Below are 19,164 nucleotides of genomic sequence, written 5' to 3' on the forward strand. Positions count from 1 at the left end.
CGATGCGTAAGCTGAGCCGATGCTCGACGTACGACGCCTGCGCCTGCTGCGCGAACTCGCCCGCCGCGGCACCATCGCCGCCGTGGCCGAGGCCCTCGCCTTCAGCCCTTCGGCGGTCTCCCAGCAGCTCGGCGTGCTGGAGCGGGAGGCCGGCCTTCCCCTCCTGGAGCGCACCGGCCGCCGGGTCCGGCTCACGCCGGCCGGGCAGAACCTGGTCCTGCACGCCGAAGCCGTCCTGGAACGCCTGGAGCGGGCCGACGCCGATCTCGCCGCAGCGCGTGGCGGCCTGTCCGGCGCCCTGCGGATCGGCGCCTTCCCGACGGCCACCCGCGCCATCGTCCCGGCCGCCCTGGTCGCCCTCGCCCGGCTCCACCCGGGGCTGGAGCCGATGGTCCGGGAGACCGATCCGGCGGAGGTGGCGCACGCGCTGCGCGCGGGCGACCTGGACGTGGCCCTGGTGCACACGTACGACTTCGTCCCGGCCGCCCGCGAGCCGGGACTGACCACCGAGCCGCTGTACGGGGAGGCGATGTACCTGGCGGTCCCGGCCGGTGACCCTCCTGCCGACTCCGACTCCGACTCCGACTCCGGTGAGCCCTCCGGGCAGGGTCCCGTCCTGCGGGCCCACGCCGACGCGCCCTGGATCACCGCCACGCCCGGGACCCTCTGCCACACGATGACCGTACGGGCCTGCCAGGCCGCCGGCTTCACCCCGCGGGTGCGGCACCGCGTCGACGAGTTCGCGACCGTGCTCGCGCTGGTCGCGGCGGGTCAGGGCGTCGCGGTCGTACCGCAGCTCGGGGTCACCGGCCCCGCCGATCCGGCCGTACGCCTCACCCGGCTGGCCATGCAGCGCCGTACCGGGCTCGCCTTCCGCAGCGGGGCCCGCACGCACCCGGCGGTGGCGGCCTTCGGCGCGGCACTTCGCGCCGCCGTACCGCCGGATCTGGCCGGGTCGCGCGCCGCGCAGTGACACAACTCCCGTACCGGGGCCCGCGCGTGTACGTTCGGTGATCCAGACCGAATCGAATCAGAGCGGGGTACGACGTGACGCATCGCGTACGAGGGGTCATCGCCCGGAGCAAGGGCGCACCGGTGGAGACGACGACGATCCTCGTGCCCGACCCGGGACCGGGCGAGGCGCTCGTCCGCGTGCAGGCCTGCGGGGTCTGCCACACCGACCTCCACTACCGGGAGGGCGGGATCAACGACGACTTCCCCTTCCTGCTCGGCCACGAGGCCGCAGGCGTCGTCGAGTCCGTCGGCCCGGACGTCACGTCCGTGGCACCCGGCGACTTCGTCGTCCTGAACTGGCGTGCGGTGTGCGGCACCTGTCGCGCCTGCAAGCGCGGCCGTCCCTGGTACTGCTTCGCCACGCACAACGCCACCCAGCCCATGACCCTGGAGGACGGCACTCCGCTCTCGCCGGCGCTCGGCATCGGCGCGTTCGCCGAGAAGACGCTCGTCGCCGCGGGCCAGTGCACCAAGGTGGACCCGGCCGCCTCCCCGGCCGCCGCCGGCCTCCTCGGCTGCGGGGTGATGGCCGGTCTCGGCGCCGCCCTGAACACCGGGAACGTCGGCCGCGGCGACTCCGTCGCCGTCATCGGCTGCGGGGGAGTGGGCAACGCGGCCGTGGCCGGCGCCCGGCTCGCCGGCGCCTCGAAGATCATCGCGGTGGACCTGGACGACCGGAAGCTGGAGTGGGCACGCGGCCTGGGAGCCACGCACACGGTCAACGGCCGCACCGACGACGTCGTCAAGGCCGTGCAGGCCCTCACCGACGGGAACGGCGCCGACGTGGTCATCGAGGCCGTCGGGCGCCCCGAGACCTACCGGCAGGCCTTCTACGCGCGCGACCTGGCCGGCACCGTGGTCCTGGTCGGCGTGCCCACCCCGGAGATGAAGCTCGAACTCCCCCTGCTCGACGTCTTCGGCCGCGGCGGGGCCCTGAAGTCCTCCTGGTACGGGGACTGCCTGCCCGAGCGCGACTTCCCCCTGCTGATCGACCTCTACCTCCAGGGCCGCCTGGACCTCGACGCGTTCGTCTCCGAGACCATCCCGCTGGACGGGGTCGAGGAGGCCTTCGCGCGGATGGAGCGGGGCGAGGTCCTCCGCTCGGTCGTGGAGTTCTGAGACCGTCCGGGCACCGGGAAGGCGCCCGGACGGTCCCGTCCGGCCGTCCCGGTCAGAGCGCCCGCCACAGCGCTGGCACCGACGGGGGTTCCCAGCCGCGCTGCGCCGTGTGCGGCTGGAGGCAGACGTAGCCGCGGCCCCCGTGGGTGACCCGGTCGCCGACCCGGTACGCCGTGCCCACGGCCCAGGGCGTCCCCGCCGGGGGAGTCCCGGTCGGTGTGGGGCTCGGGCCGGGGCCCGGGTCCTGGGGGACGTCCAGGACGAAGTCGAACGCGGCCTCGCGCGCGCCTCCGGCGTCCCGCACGGTCATCAGCAACCGCGGGTCGAAGATCGAGTCGGTGTTGTTGCGGGGCTCGTTCGGGAAGTAGAGCTGCGTCGTCAGCACCGGCCGGCCCGGGGCCTGCACCTTGACGTGGAGGTGCCGCGTGCGGCCCGGGTAGAGCCCCGGGACGATCGTCGTCAGCGCGAAGGAGCCGCGCGAGTCGGTGAACTGGTGGCCGCGCAGCCGGAAGCGGGTGTTGTCGTAGGCGCCGTTCACGTCCGCCTGCCAGAAGTCCAGCAGCGCTCCCGTGACCGGGCGGCAGGCCCGGCCGAAGACGTAGCCCGTCACCGTCAGCCGTGTGCCGGGCATACCCGGCTCCAGCAGGCTGGTGCGTTCGGGGGAGTGGGGCTTGAAGTAGGGGCCCTCCGTCTGTTCGGGGGTGGGGTGGTCACCGTCGTCGCATTCCGGGGTCAGCGGCCAGGCCCCGGGGTCCGGGGTGAAGGTCCGGGCGAGCGCCGGGCCGCCGATGAGGGCGACGGGGACCGCCGCGGTGGCCGCCAGCGCCGCGCGCAGCACGGCCTTCCGGGTGATCCGGTGGGGCTGCGCCGGACCCGTGGGTTCGGCGGGGCGGGCGGTGCCCACAGGGTCGACGGGTTCGACGGGTCCTGCGGGTTCGGCGGGGCGTAAGACTCCGTCGGCGGTCCTGTCCGGTTCGCGCATGCCTGCCTCCTCGGCGGGGGTGGGATTCGCAACGAACCTAGGCGGGGTCCGCATCCGGATCGATGGACGGGAGACGGCTGCTGTGGTGCTTTCGGTACTCGCCCGGGCTGGTGCCGGTCTCCCGCCGGAAGAACCGGCAGAAGTAGGCGGGGTCGGCGAACCCGACCCGGGCGGCGACCTGCCGCACGGGCAGTTCGGTGTGTGCGAGCAGGCGTTGGGCCCGGTAGGCGCGGGCTTCGATCAGCAGCCGCCCGGGGCTGCGGCCGGTGGCCGCGCGCACCGCCTGGGTCAGGTGGCCCGGCGTCACCCCGAGCCGCTCGGCGCACTCCCGCACCGACCGGTCGACGTGGCGGGACACCAGCCGGACGAACTCCTCCGCCACCGCCGGGGCCGCTCCCGGACCCCGTACGGGCCCGTCGGCCTGCCCCACCCGTGCGTCCCGCAGCGCGGGGCCAACAACGGCGGCCCCGGGCGGCCTGGTGGACCCGGCGGACCCCGGCGGTCCCGGACGGCCGCCAGGGCTCCCGGAATCCGCGGCTGCCGTCAGCCGCGCCATCCGGACGACGAGTACGTGCAGCAGCGCGCGCAGCACGCTCTCGTGCCCGGGGGCCCGCTGACGGCATTCGGCGGCCATGTCGGCCATCAGCCGCCCGGTCCGCTCGTGTTCCTCCTCGCTCAGGTCGAACCAGCACGTCCTCCCGATCCGGCGCAGGAGCGCGCGGTCACCGGGGTGGTCCACCAGGAAGTCCTCGGTGAACAGCGCGAGGGTCCCGTCGAGGCCGCGCTGGTCCCGCCAGCAGTGGATCTGCCCCGGCAGGACCACCGCCAGCTGGCGCGGCCGCACCGGGTGCCCGGCCAGGTCGACGACGTGCGTGCCCGACCCGGCGGAGACGTGCACGATCTCGTAGAAGGTGTGCCGGTGCGGGAGGTCGGACCGCGACAGGGGGCCGAGCACGTCGAAGGCCCCGGCCGCGAACGGCACGGCGCCGGGACCGGCCACCTCCAGCCGGTGCAGCGGCGGCTCCCCGGTGCGGCGCGGTGCCGGGCACGGCGTCCCCGGTCCGACGGTGGTGTTCCGCATCGTTCCCCCTCGGGAGTGGCCGGACGGGCGGGAGGTCCAGACCAGTTGGGTGCTGTCACGATCCCCGCGGCCCCCGCCCCGCGAAACCCGGCCGCGGGAAGTCCTCCGTAAGGCCCGGCGGTCGTACGGCCCGCGGTCGCGCCGGTGCCGTACGACCCACCGCACCGGCCTCCCCGGCCGCAGCCCCGCCTCCTAGACTCGGGCCGACCGAGCGCCCGCGCCCGCCGGCACCCGGCCGGACGCGGGCTTCCGCACCTCGTACCCCTGGGGGCCGCCCGTGACCATCGTCGACAGCTACCGCCAGCCCGGCACGGTCCTCACCGACCACCGCTTCCACGTCCCGCTGGACCACCACCGCCCGGACGGGCCGCAGATCGAGCTGTACGCCCGCGAGGTGGTCGCCTCCGGCAAGGACCCCGAGGCGCTGCCCTGGCTGCTCTACCTGGAGGGCGGTCCCGGCTTCGGTGCCCGCAGGTTCGTCGGGCGGCAGGCCTGGCTCGAACGCGCCCTGCAGGACCACCGGGTGCTCCTCCTGGACCAGCGCGGCACCGGCCGCTCCACCCCGCTGAACCGGCAGACGCTCCCCCTGCACGGCACCCCCGCCCAGCAGGCCGAGCACCTCGCGCACTTCCGTGCCGACTCCATCGTCCGCGACGCCGAGGCGATCCGGCCCGGCCTGACCGGCGGCGCGCCCTGGACCGTGCTCGGCCAGAGCTTCGGCGGCTTCTGCACGGTCCGGTACCTCTCCAGCGCGCCCGAGGGCCTGGCCGCCGCCCTGATCACCGGCGGCCTCCCCTCGCTGACCGCCACCGCCGACGAGGTCTACCGGGCCGCCTGTCCGCGCATCGAGGGCAAGAACACCACCCACTACGGCCGCTACCCGATGGACGTCGAGCGGGCCCGCCGGATCGCCGCCCACCTCGCGGAGCGGCCGGCCGAACTCCCCGGCGGCCACGTCCTGACCGTCGAGGCCTTCCAGTCCCTCGGGATCCTCCTCGGCGGCGGCGACGGCAGCCACGAGCTGCACTACCTGCTGGAGGACGCCTTCGTCCCGACCCCCGCCGGACCGGCCCTCTCCGACGCCTTCCTGGAAAGCGCCCGCAGCCTCCTCTCCTTCGCCGGACACCCCCTCTACGCGCTCCTCCACGAGGCCATCTACGCCCAGGACCCGGCCGCCCCCACGGCCTGGGCCGCCGACCGCGTCCTGGCGGAGCACCCCCGCTTCGACGCCCGCAAGGCCCTCGCGGGCGACGACCCCCTGCTCTTCACCGGCGAGACCATCCACCCCTGGCACTTCACCACCGACCCGGCCCTCGCCCCGCTGCGCGAGACCGCCGACCTGCTGGCCGCCCGTACGGGCTGGGAGCCGCTGTACGACCCGCGGCGCCTCGCCGCGAACGAGGTTCCGGTGGCGGCGGCGGTCTACCACGACGACATGTACGTGGACGCCGGGCACTCCCTGCAGACGGCCCGCTCGATCCGCGGACTGCGGACCTGGGTCACCGACGAGTTCGAACACGACGGCCTCCGCGCCGGCGGCCCCCGCGTCCTGGACCGCCTCCTGTCCCTCGTACGCGACGAGGCCTGAGCGCCGACGGCCCGAACGGCGAGGTCCGAGCCGCTGCCTGCGGCCCGCCGGTACGGGACGCGGTTTCCCGCCGGGGCGCAGGAGTGCCGGGGCGTGGTGCGAGGTTCCGTCGCCTAGGGTGCTCGGCATGACCGAACGAGCTGATCAGCAGGCCCCCTTGGAGCCCATGCCCACCGACTGGACGCGCGCCCTCGCCGTCGTCGCGCACCCCGACGACCTGGAGTACGGGTGTGCGGCCGCGATCGCGGACTGGACGGACGGCGGCCGGGAGGTGGTCTACCTCCTGGCCACCCGCGGCGAGGCGGGCATCGACACCCTCGCCCCCGCCGACTGCGCCCCGCTGCGCGAGGCCGAGCAGCGGGCGAGTGCGGCGGTGGTCGGGGTGTCCGCGGTGGAGTTCCTCGATCACCGCGACGGGACCGTCGAGTACGGACTCGGCCTGCGCCGTGACATCGCGGCGGCGATCCGGCGGCACCGCCCCGAGCTGGTCATCACCCTCAACCACCGCGACACGTGGGGCGGGGAGCAGGGCGGCGGCTACTGGAACACCCCGGACCACAAGGCCGTCGGGCGGGCCACCCTGGACGCGGCCGCCGACGCCGGCAACCGCTGGATCTTCCCGGAGCTCATCTCCGAGCAGGGGCTGGAGCCGTGGAACGGGGTCCGCTGGGTGGCGGTGGCCGGGACGAGCACGCCCACCCACGCGGCCGACGCCGGTCCGGGCCTGGAGCGTTCGGTGCACTCCCTCCTGGAGCACAAGGCCTACATCGCCGCGCTGACGGACCAGGACCCGCAGGAGTACGTCCGTACCTTCCTCACCGGGAACGCCGAGCGGGTGGCCGAGCGGTTCGGCGGCCGCCCGGCGGTGGCGTTCGAGGTCTTCCCCCGCTGACCCCCTCCCCTTACCCTGACGACTCGTCAGACATGGGCGGCTGGGCGGCTGGGCGGGCGGGGGTGCGGGACGAGGTGATCGACACCAGGTCCACGGAGATCGCGGAAGGCGAGGAGCGGATCCGTCTGGAGGTCGGGGACGGCCTCGCCGTCCTCACCCTGTGCCGCCCGGACGCGCTCAACGGCTGGAGCTGGGAGTCCAGCCGCCAGCTCGGTCTGCTCGCCGACCGGATCCGCTTCGACTCCTCGGTGCGGGCCGTCCTGCTGCGGGCCGAGGGCCGGGCCTTCTGCGCGGGCATCGACACGACGGCCCCGGGCGGCGCGATCACGGGCGGGTCCGCCGCCGAGCGGACCCGCAACTACTACGAGGGCATCCGCTGGGTCCACGAACGCTTCGCGGTCCTCGCCCGCCTCCCGCAGCCCGTGGTGGCGGCCGTCCAGGGCTACTGCCTCGGCTTCGGATTCGAGCTGGCGCTGATGGCGGACGTCCGGGTCGCCGCCGAGGACGCCGTCTTCGCCCTGCCCGAGGCGCGGCTGGGCGTGGCGGTGGACGCGGGCGGTGACCTGCGCATCGCCCGGGAGGCGGGGGCCGGCTGGGCCAAGTACCTGGCACTGACGGGGCGCCGCATCGACTCCGCGACCGCCGAACGCCTCCACCTCGTCCAGCTGGTCGTCCCCGGAGCGGAGCTGGAGGCGGCCTCGCACGCCCTGGCCGCGGAGATCGCCGCCAACGCCCCGCTCGCGGTGCAGGGCATCAAGCGTGCCGTCGACGCGTACGCGGACTCCGCCCTCCCCGCGGCCCTCGACCGGGCGGCGATGACCGCCGCCCTGACCCTCACCTCGGACGACTGCCGCGAGGGGTACGGGGCCAAGGCGGACCGCAGGCCGCCGCACTTCACCGGCGGCTGAGGGCGCCGCCGCCCACTGCCCGCCACCTGCCGGGGTCCGTCGCGCGCCGGGACCGGGCCGGCAGGCCCGGGGCAGGGGTCCTACGGCCGGAACGGGCCGCGCCCCAGCTGTTCCCGCACCGGGACCACCTCCGGGTTGACCACGGCCCGCCGCTGCCAGTTGCCGCCGTCGACCACCAGGGTGTGGCCGGTGACGAAGCGCGCGTACGGCGAGGCGAGGAAGGTGGCGGCCCAGCCCAGTTCGCGCGGTTCCCCCACCCGCAGCGCGGGCTGCCGGGCCCCCGCCGCGCCGCTCGGGTCGCCGGAGTCCCCGGCCCGCTCCAGGCCGCCGCGGATGTCGGCGGTCATGTCGGCGTGCGGGAAGAGGCCCGGGACGAGCCCGTTGACGCGGATGCCGTACGGACCCCACTCGACGGCGAGGGTCTCCACCAGGTTCTTCACCCCGGCCTTGGCGGCGGCGCTGTGCGCGAAGCCGGGCCCGCCCGTCCAGGCGTACGAGGCGCCGACGTTCACGATCGAGCCCGGCGTGCCCGCGGCCAGATGGCGGCGGCCGAACTCGCGGGTCATGAACCAGGTGCCGGTCAGGGTGATGTCCACCACCGCCCGCCAGGCGCCCGGCGACAGGTCCTCGGCGGGGGAGGGGAAATTGGCGGCGGCGTTGTTGACCAGCACGTCCGGCAGCCCGAGCGCCGCCTCGGCGGCGTCGAAGACCTCCGCGACCCGATCCGGGTCCCGGATGTCGCAGACGGCCGCCGCCACCCGGCCCGCGCCGGGGACGGCCGCCAGTTCCTCCCGGGCCGTCCCGAGCGGGCCCGGCCGCCGGCCGGCGATCACCAGGTCGGCGCCGAGCCGGGCGAACTCGGTGGCCACGGCCTTGCCCAGCCCGGTGCCGCCGCCGGTCACGAGGACCACCTGCCCCGCGTACGTACCGGGGGGCAGGGCGGCGGCACCCAGGGGCGGCGGCGCGGGCAGACCGCGCTGGGGGTTCTGCATCCGCCCATCGATAGCGCGCGGGCGCTCAGATCGCCATGCCGGTGACGGGATCAACGCGTCGGCGTGTAGGCCTGCTTGCTCGCGCAGGTCCAGAGCACCGCGCCGCCCGCCCGCGTCTCGCGGTCCTCCACGCTGCCCCCGACCCGGTCGTCGTCGGCCGCGGCGAAGGCGCGGGTGAGGGGCACGGCGTCGGGGGCGCCGGCCGGGGCGGGCAGGACCTTCGGGGCGCCCGTGCCGGACCAGTGGACGGCCTGGAAGTAGCTGGGGAAGGCCTCCTCGAACTCGGTGGCGGTGCCGACGGCCACGTTCGTGGTCGGGCTGCTGCCGTCGAACTCCAGGTCGCCGTAGCCGGCGACGCGGCCCGGGTCGGTGGGGAGGGCGTCGTAGGGCTTCTTCCACACGGCCGGGGTCCGCGTCGGGTCGTTGCGGTAGTGGTAGCGCTCCAGGCCCACCACCCGGCCGCGGTCGTCGATGTCCCGGCCGATGGTGGCGAAGGAGTCGTGGTAGCCGTTCCACACCTCCAGGCTGTAGGGCGCGTAGCCGCCGCCGGCCGGCCAGACCACCGGGAAGGTCTTGGTGACCTCGATGTCGTTGGCCGTGTCGAAGTACGAGCCGCTGACGGTGCCGACGATGTCGCCGCGCTTGTTGATGCCGTTCACCCCGACGACCTTGCTGCCCGCGATCGCGTCGGCGGGCACCGGCAGTTCGCGTACGACCGTGCCGTTCACCCACTCCTTGGCGACGTCGCCGTCCATGGCGACGACCCGGCCCGAGTCGTTGACGTCGACGGCCACCTCGCCGTACCGGGGCGAGGGTGCGGTGATCGCCTGGGAGGCCGCGCTGCCGACCTGGTGGGTGAAGGCGACCGAGGCCTGGTCCGAGGAGCGCACGGCCATGCCCACCATCAGGCCCTTGGCGCTGACGGCCTTGACCCGGCCCCGGTCGAAGCCGGCCGGCAGCGGGACGGCGTGGACGGTGTGCTCGGCGCCCGTCCAGTAGGCGGGCAGCCCGCCGCTCTCGCCGACGGCCAGGCCGTTCGCGCCGAAGCCCCGTACGGCGCCGCCGCCCCGCCCCGGCAGGCCGGGCAGGAGCTCGACGGAGGGCGTGCAGGCGGCGGGCGCGGTGCCGGCGGCAGCCGCGGTGCCTGCGGCGGCGGCCGGTCCGGCGGCGGTGATCAGCCCGCAGAGCAGGACGGCGGCCCCCGCGGCCGCCGTCGTGCCCCTGATGGCGAATGCGTTCATGGTGGTTCTCCCCCCGGTGCGGCGCGTGCCCCCGGCACGCGGCCAGTTGATCTACGGGACACATGCTGCCCGACGAGGACGCCGGTCGCACAGGCTTTCGCACGGACGGTCGTCCGAGGTCGCACCGGAGGCAGCCGCTCCGGCGATCCTCCCGGGAGGGGCGCCTCCCGACCCGCCCGGCCCATGGGTTCACAGGAGGGCAAGCGACCGCTTAGTATGCGGCGGAGCGTGACCCCTCGACGGCGGCTGGAGGCCCCCGATGCTGGCATGGCGAGTACACACCCACGGCGAGCCGCGTGAGGCCATGCGCCTCGAAGAGGTTCCCGAACCCCGGCCCGGCGAGGGTGAGGTGAGGGTCCAGGTGCTCGCGGCGAACATCAACTTCCCCGACGCGCTGCTCACCCGCGGCCAGTACCAGATCCGCCCGCCGCTGCCCTTCACGCCCGGGGTGGAGATCTGCGGGCGCACCGACGACGGCCGCCGCGTCATCGCCACCCCGAGCCTGCCGCACGGCGGCTTCGCCGAGTACGTGGTCGCGCCCGAGCGCGCCCTGCTGCCCGCCCCCGAGTCCCTGAACGACGCCCAGGCCGCCGCCCTCCACATCGGCTACCAGACCGGCTGGTTCGGCCTGCACCGCCGGGCCCGCCTCCAGCCCGGCGAGACCCTCCTCGTGCACGCCGCCGCCGGCGGCGTCGGCAGCGCCGCCGTCCAGCTCGGCAAGGCCGCCGGAGCCACCGTCATAGGGGTCGTGGGCGGCAAGGCGAAGGCCCGCACCGCCGAGGAGCTCGGCTGCGACCTCGTGATCGACCGTACGGCCGAGGACGTCGTCGCCCGCGTCAAGGAGTTCACCGCGGGCCGCGGCGCGGACGTCGTGTACGACCCCGTCGGCGGGGACTCGTACACCGCGTCCGCCAAGTGCGTGGCCTTCGAGGGCCGGATCGTCGTCGTCGGCTTCGCCAGCGGCACCGTCCCGGCGCCCGCCCTCAACCACGCCCTCGTCAAGAACTACTCCGTCCTCGGCCTGCACTGGGGGCTCTACGCCACCAAGGACCCCGCCGCGGTCGCCGCCTGCCACGCCGAACTCACCCGCCTCGCCGACCAGGGCGCCATCGCCCCCCTGGTCAGCGAGACCATCGCCCTGCCCGCCGTCGCCGACGCCGTGCAGCGCGTGGCCGACGGCACCACCACCGGCCGGGTCGTCCTGGCCATGCCCAGGGAGCGGAGCACCGCACGATGAGCACCACCACCGCCGAGCAACTGCGCGCCCGCGTACGGGACCTCCTCGCCGCCCACCCGCCCGCGACCACCCCCCGCCCCGACTTCCTGCGGGCCCGCTTCGACGCCGGACTCGCCTGGGTCCACTACCCCGAGGGCCTGGGCGGCCTCGGCGCCTCCCGCACCCTCCAGAGCGTCGTCGACGCCGAACTGGAAGCGGCCGGCGCGCCCGACAACGACCCCCGCCGGATCGGCATCGGCCTCGGCATGGCCGCCCCCACGATCCTCGCGTACGGCACCGACGAGCAGAAGCGCCGCTTCCTGCGTCCCCTGTGGACCGGCGAGGAGGTCTGGTGCCAGCTCTTCAGCGAACCGGGCGCCGGCTCCGACCTGGCCGCCCTCGGCACCCGCGCCGTCCTCGACGAGGACACCGCCACCTGGGTGGTCGACGGCCAGAAGGTGTGGACCTCCAGTGCCCACACCGCGCGCTGGGGCATCCTCGTCGCCCGCACCGACCCCTCGCTCCCCAAGCACCGCGGCATCACCTACTTCCTCTGCGACATGCACGCCGCCGGGGTCGAGGTCCGGCCGCTGCGCCAGATCACCGGCGAGGCCGAGTTCAACGAGGTCTTCCTCACCGGCGTGCGCATCCCCGACGGCCACCGACTCGGCGCCGTCGGCGAGGGCTGGGCGGTCGCCCGCACCACCCTGATGAACGAACGCGTCTCCATCGGCGGCATGCGCATCCCGCGCGAAGGAGGGATGATCGCGCCCGTCGCCGAGGCCTGGCGCGAACGCCCCGGACTGCGCACCCACGCCCTGCACCAGCGGCTGCTGGAGCTGTGGGTCGAGGCCGAGGTGGCCCGCCTCACCGCCGAACGGCTGCGCCAGCAGCTCGCCGCCGGGCAGCCCGGCCCGGAGGGCTCGGGCATGAAGCTCGCCTTCGCCCGCCTCAACCAGGAGATCAGCGGCCTGGAGGTGGAACTCATGGGCGAGGAGGGCCTGCTGTACGACGACTGGACCATGCGCCGGCCCGAAGGCGTCGACTTCACCGGCCGCGGCCCCGGATACCGCTACCTGCGTGCCAAGGGCAACAGCATCGAGGGCGGCACGAGCGAGATCCTCCTCAACATCGTCGCCGAACGCGTCCTGGGCCTGCCCCCCGAGCCGCGCGACGACAAGGACCTGGCCTGGAAGGACCTGAACCGATGACGGCACGGACGGATCTGCTCTACTCCGACACCGAGGAGGAGCTCCGCGCGGCGGTACGGGACCTCCTCACCGACCGCTGCGACGCCGCGGCCGTCCTGGCGCGGGCGGAGACGGGCCGGCCGCACGACCCTGCCCTGTGGCGCACCCTGGCCGCGGACATCGGCGCGGCGGGGCTCCTCGTACCGGAGAAGCTCGGCGGCCAGGGCGCCGGCCACCGCGAGGCGGCCGTGGTCCTGGAGGAACTGGGACGCGCCGTCGCCCCCGTGCCGTACCTGACGAGCGCGGTGCTCGCCACCGAGATCCTGCTCGGCTGCGACACCGCCGAGGCGGGCCCGCTGCTGCGCGAACTGGCCGCCGGGGACGTGGTCTGCGTCCCCGCGCTGCCGCTGACCCTCGCCCCGGGAGCAGCCCTGCCGGCACCCGTCCGCGACACCGGCGGCGGGATCCTGACCGGCACCGTCACGACCGTCGCGGACGCGGCCGCCGCCGACGTCCTGCTGGTCCTCGCCGACACCGGCCTCTACGCGGTCCCGGCCGCGTCGGCCGCGCTCACCCCGCGTGTCGCGCTGGACCTGACCCGCCCGCCGGCCACGGTGGCCTTCGACCGGGCCGGCGGCACCCGCCTGGCCGACCCGGCGACGGCCCGCGCGGCCGTCGCAGGAGCCCTGCTGTCGGGGGCCGGGCTGCTGGCCTCCGAGCAGGTCGGGCTGGCCGAGTGGTGCCTGACCGAGACCGTCCGGTACGTCCGCGGCCGGCACCAGTTCAACCGGCCCGTCGGCTCCTTCCAGGCCGTCAAGCACCGGCTGGCCGGGTTCTGGCTCGACGTCGCTTCGGCCCGGGCCGCGGCCCGCGCCGCCGCGGACGCCCTGGCGACCGGGGCGCCCGACGCGCCCCTCACGGTGGCCGTCGCCCAGGCGTTCTGCTCGGGCGTGGCGGTCCGGGCGGCGGAGGAGTGCGTCCAGCTGCACGGCGGCATCGGCATGACGTGGGAGCACCCGGCCCACCTCTACCTCAAGCGGGCCAAGGCCGACTCCCTCGCCCTGGGCACCGCCGGCCACCACCGGGGCCTGGTCGCGGACTTCGCGGAACTCCCGGCACCCTGACGCGGATCCGTCGGGACGGGACGGGACGGGACGGGACAGGACGGCCGGGCCCCGTCCCGGCCCCGCGTTGCCGCACGCCGGACCCGCCCCGGGCCCGGCGTGCCCCGCAGGCATCCGTATCCTCACCGCATGACGACCATGATCACCGCGCTCGACGCCGCCGCCCTGCGGGCCCACCGCGACGAACTCGCCTCCCTCCTGGTCGACGTCGTCGCCTCCGGCTCCTCCCTCGGCTTCCTCACCGGTCTCGACCACGCGGCCGCCGCCGCGTGGTGGGACTCCCTCCTGCCCGCCGTCGAGGAGGGCTCCCTCGCGCTGTGGGTCTCCCGACCCGCACCGGACGGCCCCGTCGACGGCACCGTCAGCTGGTGCCGGGAGTCCAAGCCCAACGGCCGCCACCGCGCCGAGCTGCGCAAACTCATGGTCCACCCCGCGTCCCGCGGGCGGGGGACCGCCCGCGCCCTGCTCGCCGAGGCCGAGGCCGCGGCCACCCGCGCCGGCGTCCTGCTGCTCGTCCTGGACACCGAGACCGGCAGCCCCGCCGAGGACTTCTACCGTTCCGCAGGCTGGACGGAGGCGGGCACCATCCCCGACTACGCCGCCGACCCCGCCGGGCGCCTGCACCCCACCACCCTCTTCTACAAGCGGTCCCCGCACGCCCACGGGTGACCTCGCCCGCCGCGCGGCGTTAGACCCGTAGCCGCCGGCCACCAGCGAGGGAGAGACCGCATGTCCGCAGCGTCCGCCGCACCCCTGACCCGACGAGCGGTCCTGCGCTCGGCCTTCACCGCGGCCGTGCTCGCGGGGACCGCGGCGGCCCTGGCCCCCGTACTGCGCGCCCGGCGCCCCCGCCAGACGCTCACCCCGGCTCCGCTCGCCGAGGAGGAGACCTACCGCGGCCGGCACATCGCCGTGGACGTCGCCGGGGTCCGCATCGACGGCCGCCCGCTGCACGTCATGCGCCGGGCCGACGGCAGCTACCTGAGCGGGATCAACCACTTCCAGTCCTACGGGACCCCGCTGGAACTGGCCCGGGCCGCCGTCGACGAGCTGGGCACGGCCCAGCTGGCGTCGGCGGCCTCCCCGCACCACGTCTGACACGGCCAAGGGAACGGGAGGACCCCCGCGTTGTACACCCGGCAGAACCAGAAGAACCTGACCAGCGCCCAGAAGAAGCGGTTCACGGCGGCGGTGCTGGAGCTCAAGCGCACCGGCGCCTACGACGCGCTGGTGCGCACGCACGACAAGTACTTCGTGCCCGACCGCGACCGCAAACTGCGCGTCGGCCACATGTCCCCGTCCTTCTTCCCCTGGCACCGGCTCTACCTGAGCGAGTTCGAGCGGCAGTTGCGGGAGATCGACCCGGGCGTGACCGTCCCGTACTGGGACTGGACCACCGACAACAGCCCGGTCTCCTCCCTGTGGGCGGACGACTTCCTCGGTGGCACCGGGCGGGAGTCCGACCGCAAGGTGATGACGGGGCCGTTCGCCTACGACAAGGGCAACTGGACGGTGACCGTGGGCATCACGGAGTCCGCCTTCCTCACCCGCAACCTGGGCCGGCCGCAGAACCCGATCGCCCTGCCCACGGCGGCCGAGCTCCAGTGGGCGCTCGACGACCCGGTCTATGACGTGTCGCCCTGGGACTCCACCGCCACCGCCGGGGGCTTCCGCAACAAGCTGGAGGGGTGGGCCGCTCCCCGGAGCGAACGCTGGCGCAACCACAACAAGGTGCACCAGTGGATCGGCGGGCACATGACCGGCGGCACGGCGCCCAACGACCCGGCGTTCTGGCTGCACCACGCCTTCGTGGACCTCCTCTGGGACCGCTGGCAGCAGCGGCACCCCCGCTCCGGCTACCTTCCCGCGGCCCCGCTGCCGCTCGGCGACTTCCAGCGCGGCCGGGTGATCGCCCTGGACGAGCCCATGCCGCCCTGGGGCGTCACGCCCCGGGAGACCCTCGACCACCGGCAGGCGTACCGCTACGAATGACCGGCCGCTTCGCAGACCGGCCGCCGCCGCGTGGCGCGACGGACACGGGGAAGGGCCCCCGCCACCCGGCGGGGGCCCTTCCGTCGATCCGCGGATCAGGTGATCAGTGGCCGTAACCGTCGGTGTGCTGCACCTGCTCGTCGCCGCCCGAGGCGTTGATGCAGGTGTTGCCGAAGGCGGGGTTCAGCAGGCCGACGACGTTGACCGAGTTGCCGCAGACGTTGACCGGGACGTGGACCGGCACCTGGAGCAGGTTGCCCGAGAGGACACCGGGGGAGCCGACCGCCGCACCCTGCGCTCCGGCATCGGCGACAGCCAGACCCGCACCGGCGACCACGGCGCTACCGGTGACAGCGGTGATGGCGAATGCCTTCGCGATACGCGACATCAAGATCTCCTCGTGAGATAGGAAGCCACAAAATGTGTGGCATTTGACATGGCATACAACGCGGCGGCGGCCCAGGAGTCACGGCCGCTGGGCCTACCCGGTGACGGGAAAAGCGACCGACGCGAAGTACGGCCGCACCTGGGTCACCTCGCCGGCCCGCAGGACCCCCACGACCCGGCCGGAGCAGTGCGCCCCCTGGTAGAGCGTCGCCGTTCCCCGGGTCCTGTTGGTGACCGCCCGGGTGCCGCCCCCTTCGGCCTCCACGCAGCCCCGCGGCGCGGTGAGCCCGTGGACGCGGTCGTCCTGGCCGACGTACTGGAAGTCCGGACCGGCCGCCGCATGGGCCTGGCCGGCGAGGTACGAGCTGCCGATGAGCAGCAGGGCGGGCAGAGTGTGGTGGATACGCAGGATTCGCATGCCGGTCCAACCGGGCCGGTCCGGGCGACGGTCACGCCTTGTCACCCGTGGGACGGCTGTGCGAGCGTGCGCCGGTACCAGCAGCACAGGAGGACGGGATGGACACAGAGGGCGCCACCGACGGCAGCCGCCCGAGGGTCGCGACCGCGGCGGGAGTGGTCGAGGGCCGGACCCGACCCGACGGCACATCGGTCTTCCTCGGCATCCCGTACGCCGCCCCGCCCGTCGGAGACCTCCGCTTCGCCGCGCCCGCGCCACCGGAGCCCTGGGACGGCGTACGGGAGGCCACCGCCTTCGGACCGACCGCCCCCAAGGTGCCCTACCCCCAGACGTACGCCGCCCTGCTGCCGGACCCGGTGATCCCCGGGGACGACTGCCTGAGCGTGAACGTGTGGACACCCGACCCGGCGCGCGGCGCCCGGCTGCCCGTCATGGTGTGGATCCACGGCGGGGCCCACAGCCGGGGCTCCTCCGCCGTGCCCGTCTACGACGGCTCCGCCTTCGCCCGCGACGGGGTCGTCCTGGTCTCCTTCAACTTCCGCCTCGGCATCCTCGGCTACGGGCTCTTCCCCGACGCCCCCGCCAACCGCGGCCTGCTCGACCAGATCGCCGCCCTCACCTGGGTCCGCGACAACATCGAGGCCTTCGGCGGGGACCCCGGCCGCGTCACCGCCTTCGGCGAGTCCGCCGGGGCGATCAGCATCGGCGCCCTGCTCGCGGCCCCCCGCGCCACCGGCCTCTTCCACCAGGCCGTCCTGCAGAGCGGAGCCCCCGAAGCCCTGCCCCGGCCCCGGGTGCGTGCCATGGCCCGGCGGATGGCCTCCCTGCTCAAGGTGGAGGCCACCGCCGCCGCCTTCGGGGCCGTCGCCCTGCCCGACCTGCTCGCCGCCCAGGCGGCCGTGCTGCGCAGATCCGGTCCGCTGGTCGGCGGACCCGCCTTCGGCCTGGTCCTCGACGACCGGACGCTTCCCGAGGACCCCCTCGACGCCCTCGCGGCGGGGGACGCCTCCCGCGCCGTGCCGCTGCTGCTCGGCTGGACCACCGAGGAGTACCGGCTGTGGCTCGCCCCGACGGGCGGCATGCGCGTGCTGGACCGCCTCGGCCCGCTCGCCGTGGCCCTGGCCAGGGCCCGTACGGGCAAGGACCGGGCCGCGGTCGCGGCGCTGCGGGCCGCCCTGCCCGGCGCCGGGGCGGCCGACCTCGCCGGGCAGCTGATGACCGACCGCCTGCTGCGCGACCCGCTGCGCAGGCTCGCGGGCGCGCGGCGGGAGGCGCCGAGCTACCTGTACGAGTTCGGCTGGCCCTCCGGCATCCCGGGGCTCGGCGCCTGCCACGCGCTGGAGCTCGGCTTCGTCTTCGACACGCTGGCCGTGGCGGAGGCCTCCTGGCTCGCCGGGCCGCAGACCCCGCAGGCGCTGGCCGACGAGATGCACGCGGCCTGGGTGCGGTTCGCCGTGACCGGCGACCCGGGCTGGCCGGCCTGGGACGGCGACGGCCCGCCGAGGCTGTTCGGCGGGCCGGAGCTCGAGCGTGCGGAGGCACCGACGGCTATTCGACGGGTCCTTCCATGACCTTGCTGATGTACTGGATCGGCCCCTCGCCCATGTTCGGGACATAGGTCTTGGCGTTGTGCTGGCCGCCGGGGATCACCCGGAGGCTGGTGTGGACGGGCCCCTTGTCGCCGTAGGTGGCGACGAACTTCTGGACGTCCGGCAGGGTCTTCTTGTTGCTCTCGTTGTCGCCGACCTGGAAGGCGATGTAGACGTCCGGGCCCTTGCGCTCGATCAGCTGCTTGGCCAGCAGCTCGGGGTTGTTCTCGGCCTTCTCCTTGTCGTGGCCCTTCCACAGGGAGGAGTCCGGGACGATGTCCGGGCCGGAGGCGATCACGGCCTTGAACTTGTCCGGGTGCTTGAGCACGGCCTTCATCCCCGCGAACCCGCCGGTGGAGGAGCCCATGAAGGCCCAGCCGTCCCGGGACTTCACCGTGCGGAAGTTCGCCTTCATCAGGTCGGGGACGTCCTCCGTCAGCCAGGTCCCCATCTTCGGCTGGCCGGGGATGTCGGAGCCGTCCCAGTAGACGCCCTTGTCGTCCGGTCCGGGGTTGAGCACCGGCATGGCCAGCAGGAAGGGCTTGCTCTTGCCCTCCGCGTACCACTTGCTGATGCTCGTCTGCAGACCGAGGTCCGTGCCCATCCAGTAGTTGCTGGGGTAGCCTGCGCCGCCCGGGAGGGCGATCAGGACCGGGAAGCCGCTCTTGGCGAACTTCGGGTCGTCGTACTCCTTCGGGGCCCAGACCCACACCTTGCCCTTGAACCCGGACTTCTTGCCGTCCAGCGTGGTGACGGCCACGTGCGTGCCGTCGGGCAGGGTCATCGCGTTCTTGAACTCGGCCGCAGGCCCGGTCGGCATCAGCATCTTCGAGTTGGCGGGCTGCTGGGAGCCGTCCTGCCCGGAGCCCTTCCCCCCCGCCGGGGGCTTCCCGAACGACACCGCGGAACCCTTGTCGGTGAACGGGGGTATCTCGAAGTGGGCCATCACGCCGGCGGCCGCGCCCGCGAGGGCGAGCACCGAGACCCCGGCGATCAGCCGGCGCCTGCCCCGGGACCTGCGGCGCGGCGGCTCGGGCTGCTCCTCGTGGTGCTGCGGAGGCCCGCCGTACGGGGGTCCGCCGTGGTGCTGCTCCCCGTAGGGGCCTTCCCCGTAGGGCTGCTGCCCGTACGGCCGGCCGTACCGGTCGCCCTGGGGAGGCTGCGCGCTCCGCCCCTCCGGCCGGTACGGCTGGTACTGCTGCCCCTCGGGTGCGTACGACATCTGCGGTGGCTCTCCGACTGGTGCTGCCCCCGGAGGGGCGGGTGATCTGACGTTCGGTTCTTCCGTTCGGAAGATGAACGGACGTACGTCACAGTTCCGCACTTTCCCTTCTCTTGGCGTTCCCTAGAACAGGCCATTGCCCGTCGGGGGCGGACGTGCCGTACACGGGTCGGCCCCCGTGCCTCCTCCACGGGGGTGGAGGAGGCACG

19 protein-coding genes are annotated in these 19,164 nt (G+C 74.7%); 12 read left to right on the top strand and 7 right to left on the bottom strand.

Annotated elements, in window-relative coordinates:
- Positions 1–19 precede the first annotated feature (19 nt).
- Together ACPU2J_RS32995 and ACPU2J_RS33000 are read left to right on the top strand one after the other, a co-directional pair.
- Positions 20–973, top strand: coding sequence for a LysR family transcriptional regulator (locus ACPU2J_RS32995; protein WP_420078364.1), 954 nt, complete (start codon positions 20–22; stop codon positions 971–973).
- Positions 974–1,047: 74 nt separating this feature from the next.
- Positions 1,048–2,133 (top strand): S-(hydroxymethyl)mycothiol dehydrogenase, encoded by a 1,086-nt coding sequence (locus tag ACPU2J_RS33000; RefSeq protein WP_420078363.1) that lies wholly within the window; start codon positions 1,048–1,050, stop codon positions 2,131–2,133.
- 52 nt (positions 2,134–2,185) lie between these two features.
- On the opposite strand, the gene ACPU2J_RS33005 is transcribed toward ACPU2J_RS33000, so the two are convergent.
- Both ACPU2J_RS33005 and ACPU2J_RS33010 read right to left on the bottom strand, forming a co-directional pair.
- A complete protein-coding gene (locus tag ACPU2J_RS33005; protein WP_423835036.1) occupies positions 2,186–2,986 on the bottom strand; it encodes a carbohydrate-binding protein in 801 nt (266 codons plus the stop codon).
- 166 nt (positions 2,987–3,152) lie between these two features.
- Positions 3,153–4,196, bottom strand: coding sequence for an AraC family transcriptional regulator (locus tag ACPU2J_RS33010; RefSeq protein ID WP_423834692.1), 1,044 nt, complete (start codon positions 4,194–4,196; stop codon positions 3,153–3,155).
- A gap of 283 nt (positions 4,197–4,479) precedes the next feature.
- Between ACPU2J_RS33010 and ACPU2J_RS33015 the strand changes: the two genes are divergently transcribed.
- The 3 genes from ACPU2J_RS33015 to ACPU2J_RS33025 all read left to right on the top strand — a co-directional run bounded on the left by ACPU2J_RS33015 (position 4,480) and on the right by ACPU2J_RS33025 (position 7,584).
- Positions 4,480–5,784 carry an alpha/beta fold hydrolase gene (locus ACPU2J_RS33015; protein WP_420082278.1) on the top strand — a complete coding sequence of 435 codons (1,305 nt, stop codon included), beginning with the start codon at positions 4,480–4,482 and terminating at the stop codon, positions 5,782–5,784.
- 127 nt (positions 5,785–5,911) lie between these two features.
- A complete protein-coding gene (locus tag ACPU2J_RS33020; RefSeq protein WP_420078360.1) occupies positions 5,912–6,676 on the top strand; it encodes a PIG-L deacetylase family protein in 765 nt (254 codons plus the stop codon).
- A 74-nt stretch (positions 6,677–6,750) separates the two neighbouring features.
- Positions 6,751–7,584 carry an enoyl-CoA hydratase/isomerase family protein gene (locus ACPU2J_RS33025; protein WP_420078359.1) on the top strand — a complete coding sequence of 278 codons (834 nt, stop codon included), beginning with the start codon at positions 6,751–6,753 and terminating at the stop codon, positions 7,582–7,584.
- A gap of 80 nt (positions 7,585–7,664) precedes the next feature.
- On the opposite strand, the gene ACPU2J_RS33030 is transcribed toward ACPU2J_RS33025, so the two are convergent.
- Together ACPU2J_RS33030 and ACPU2J_RS33035 are read right to left on the bottom strand one after the other, a co-directional pair.
- Positions 7,665–8,576, bottom strand: coding sequence for an SDR family oxidoreductase (locus tag ACPU2J_RS33030; protein ID WP_423834693.1), 912 nt, complete (start codon positions 8,574–8,576; stop codon positions 7,665–7,667).
- Between the two features lie 50 nt (positions 8,577–8,626).
- A complete protein-coding gene (locus ACPU2J_RS33035; protein WP_420078357.1) occupies positions 8,627–9,817 on the bottom strand; it encodes a hypothetical protein in 1,191 nt (396 codons plus the stop codon).
- Between the two features lie 259 nt (positions 9,818–10,076).
- Between ACPU2J_RS33035 and ACPU2J_RS33040 the strand changes: the two genes are divergently transcribed.
- The 6 genes from ACPU2J_RS33040 (at position 10,077) to ACPU2J_RS33065 (ending at position 15,339) form a co-directional block, all read left to right on the top strand.
- Positions 10,077–11,054, top strand: a complete 978-nt coding sequence (locus tag ACPU2J_RS33040) for an NADPH:quinone oxidoreductase family protein (RefSeq protein WP_361599720.1) — start codon at positions 10,077–10,079, stop codon at positions 11,052–11,054.
- Positions 11,051–12,244: an acyl-CoA dehydrogenase family protein gene (locus ACPU2J_RS33045; RefSeq protein WP_420078356.1), complete on the top strand. Its 1,194-nt coding sequence runs from the start codon at positions 11,051–11,053 to the stop codon at positions 12,242–12,244. The genes ACPU2J_RS33040 and ACPU2J_RS33045 overlap by 4 nt, the downstream gene beginning before the upstream one ends.
- Positions 12,241–13,347 carry an acyl-CoA dehydrogenase family protein gene (locus ACPU2J_RS33050; RefSeq protein WP_423834694.1) on the top strand — a complete coding sequence of 369 codons (1,107 nt, stop codon included), beginning with the start codon at positions 12,241–12,243 and terminating at the stop codon, positions 13,345–13,347. Before ACPU2J_RS33045 ends, ACPU2J_RS33050 begins: the two co-directional genes overlap by 4 nt.
- Positions 13,348–13,476: 129 nt before the next feature.
- Complete coding sequence (locus tag ACPU2J_RS33055; RefSeq protein WP_423834695.1) at positions 13,477–14,016, top strand: GNAT family N-acetyltransferase; 540 nt, start codon at positions 13,477–13,479, stop codon at positions 14,014–14,016.
- A gap of 60 nt (positions 14,017–14,076) precedes the next feature.
- A complete protein-coding gene (locus tag ACPU2J_RS33060) occupies positions 14,077–14,445 on the top strand; it encodes a tyrosinase family oxidase copper chaperone (RefSeq protein WP_361599735.1) in 369 nt (122 codons plus the stop codon).
- A 30-nt stretch (positions 14,446–14,475) separates the two neighbouring features.
- A complete protein-coding gene (locus ACPU2J_RS33065) occupies positions 14,476–15,339 on the top strand; it encodes a tyrosinase family protein (protein ID WP_423834696.1) in 864 nt (287 codons plus the stop codon).
- 103 nt (positions 15,340–15,442) lie between these two features.
- Here the strand turns inward: ACPU2J_RS33065 and ACPU2J_RS33070 are convergent, their stop codons facing one another.
- Together ACPU2J_RS33070 and ACPU2J_RS33075 are read right to left on the bottom strand one after the other, a co-directional pair.
- Complete coding sequence (locus tag ACPU2J_RS33070) at positions 15,443–15,727, bottom strand: chaplin (protein WP_361599741.1); 285 nt, start codon at positions 15,725–15,727, stop codon at positions 15,443–15,445.
- 93 nt (positions 15,728–15,820) lie between these two features.
- On the bottom strand, positions 15,821–16,144 hold the full coding sequence (locus ACPU2J_RS33075) for a hypothetical protein (RefSeq protein WP_420078353.1): 324 nt from the start codon (positions 16,142–16,144) through the stop codon (positions 15,821–15,823).
- A gap of 98 nt (positions 16,145–16,242) precedes the next feature.
- Between ACPU2J_RS33075 and ACPU2J_RS33080 the strand changes: the two genes are divergently transcribed.
- Complete coding sequence (locus tag ACPU2J_RS33080) at positions 16,243–17,715, top strand: carboxylesterase/lipase family protein (protein WP_423834697.1); 1,473 nt, start codon at positions 16,243–16,245, stop codon at positions 17,713–17,715.
- On the opposite strand, the gene ACPU2J_RS33085 is transcribed toward ACPU2J_RS33080, so the two are convergent.
- The gene (locus ACPU2J_RS33085; RefSeq protein ID WP_420078351.1) at positions 17,693–18,955 is read right to left on the bottom strand and encodes an alpha/beta hydrolase; all 1,263 of its coding nucleotides are present in this window, start codon (positions 18,953–18,955) and stop codon (positions 17,693–17,695) included. The genes ACPU2J_RS33080 and ACPU2J_RS33085 overlap by 23 nt on opposite strands.
- Positions 18,956–19,164: the final 209 nt, after the last annotated feature.

Origin of the sequence: Streptomyces manipurensis (assembly GCF_049570255.1) — a bacterium.
GTDB classification, from domain to species: domain Bacteria; phylum Actinomycetota; class Actinomycetes; order Streptomycetales; family Streptomycetaceae; genus Streptomyces; species Streptomyces manipurensis.

Coding starts and splice junctions, on each gene's coding strand:
- ACPU2J_RS33075 (WP_420078353.1), bottom strand. CDS start 16,144: ATGCGAATCCTGCGTATCCACCACACTCTGCCCGCCCTGCTGCTCATC.
- ACPU2J_RS33085 (WP_420078351.1), bottom strand. CDS start 18,955: ATGTCGTACGCACCCGAGGGGCAGCAGTACCAGCCGTACCGGCCGGAG.
- ACPU2J_RS33035 (WP_420078357.1), bottom strand. CDS start 9,817: ATGAACGCATTCGCCATCAGGGGCACGACGGCGGCCGCGGGGGCCGCC.
- ACPU2J_RS33020 (WP_420078360.1), top strand. CDS start 5,912: ATGACCGAACGAGCTGATCAGCAGGCCCCCTTGGAGCCCATGCCCACC.
- ACPU2J_RS33030 (WP_423834693.1), bottom strand. CDS start 8,576: ATGCAGAACCCCCAGCGCGGTCTGCCCGCGCCGCCGCCCCTGGGTGCC.
- ACPU2J_RS32995 (WP_420078364.1), top strand. CDS start 20: ATGCTCGACGTACGACGCCTGCGCCTGCTGCGCGAACTCGCCCGCCGC.
- ACPU2J_RS33045 (WP_420078356.1), top strand. CDS start 11,051: ATGAGCACCACCACCGCCGAGCAACTGCGCGCCCGCGTACGGGACCTC.
- ACPU2J_RS33055 (WP_423834695.1), top strand. CDS start 13,477: ATGACGACCATGATCACCGCGCTCGACGCCGCCGCCCTGCGGGCCCAC.
- ACPU2J_RS33040 (WP_361599720.1), top strand. CDS start 10,077: ATGCTGGCATGGCGAGTACACACCCACGGCGAGCCGCGTGAGGCCATG.
- ACPU2J_RS33060 (WP_361599735.1), top strand. CDS start 14,077: ATGTCCGCAGCGTCCGCCGCACCCCTGACCCGACGAGCGGTCCTGCGC.
- ACPU2J_RS33080 (WP_423834697.1), top strand. CDS start 16,243: ATGGACACAGAGGGCGCCACCGACGGCAGCCGCCCGAGGGTCGCGACC.
- ACPU2J_RS33070 (WP_361599741.1), bottom strand. CDS start 15,727: ATGTCGCGTATCGCGAAGGCATTCGCCATCACCGCTGTCACCGGTAGC.
- ACPU2J_RS33050 (WP_423834694.1), top strand. CDS start 12,241: ATGACGGCACGGACGGATCTGCTCTACTCCGACACCGAGGAGGAGCTC.
- ACPU2J_RS33010 (WP_423834692.1), bottom strand. CDS start 4,196: ATGCGGAACACCACCGTCGGACCGGGGACGCCGTGCCCGGCACCGCGC.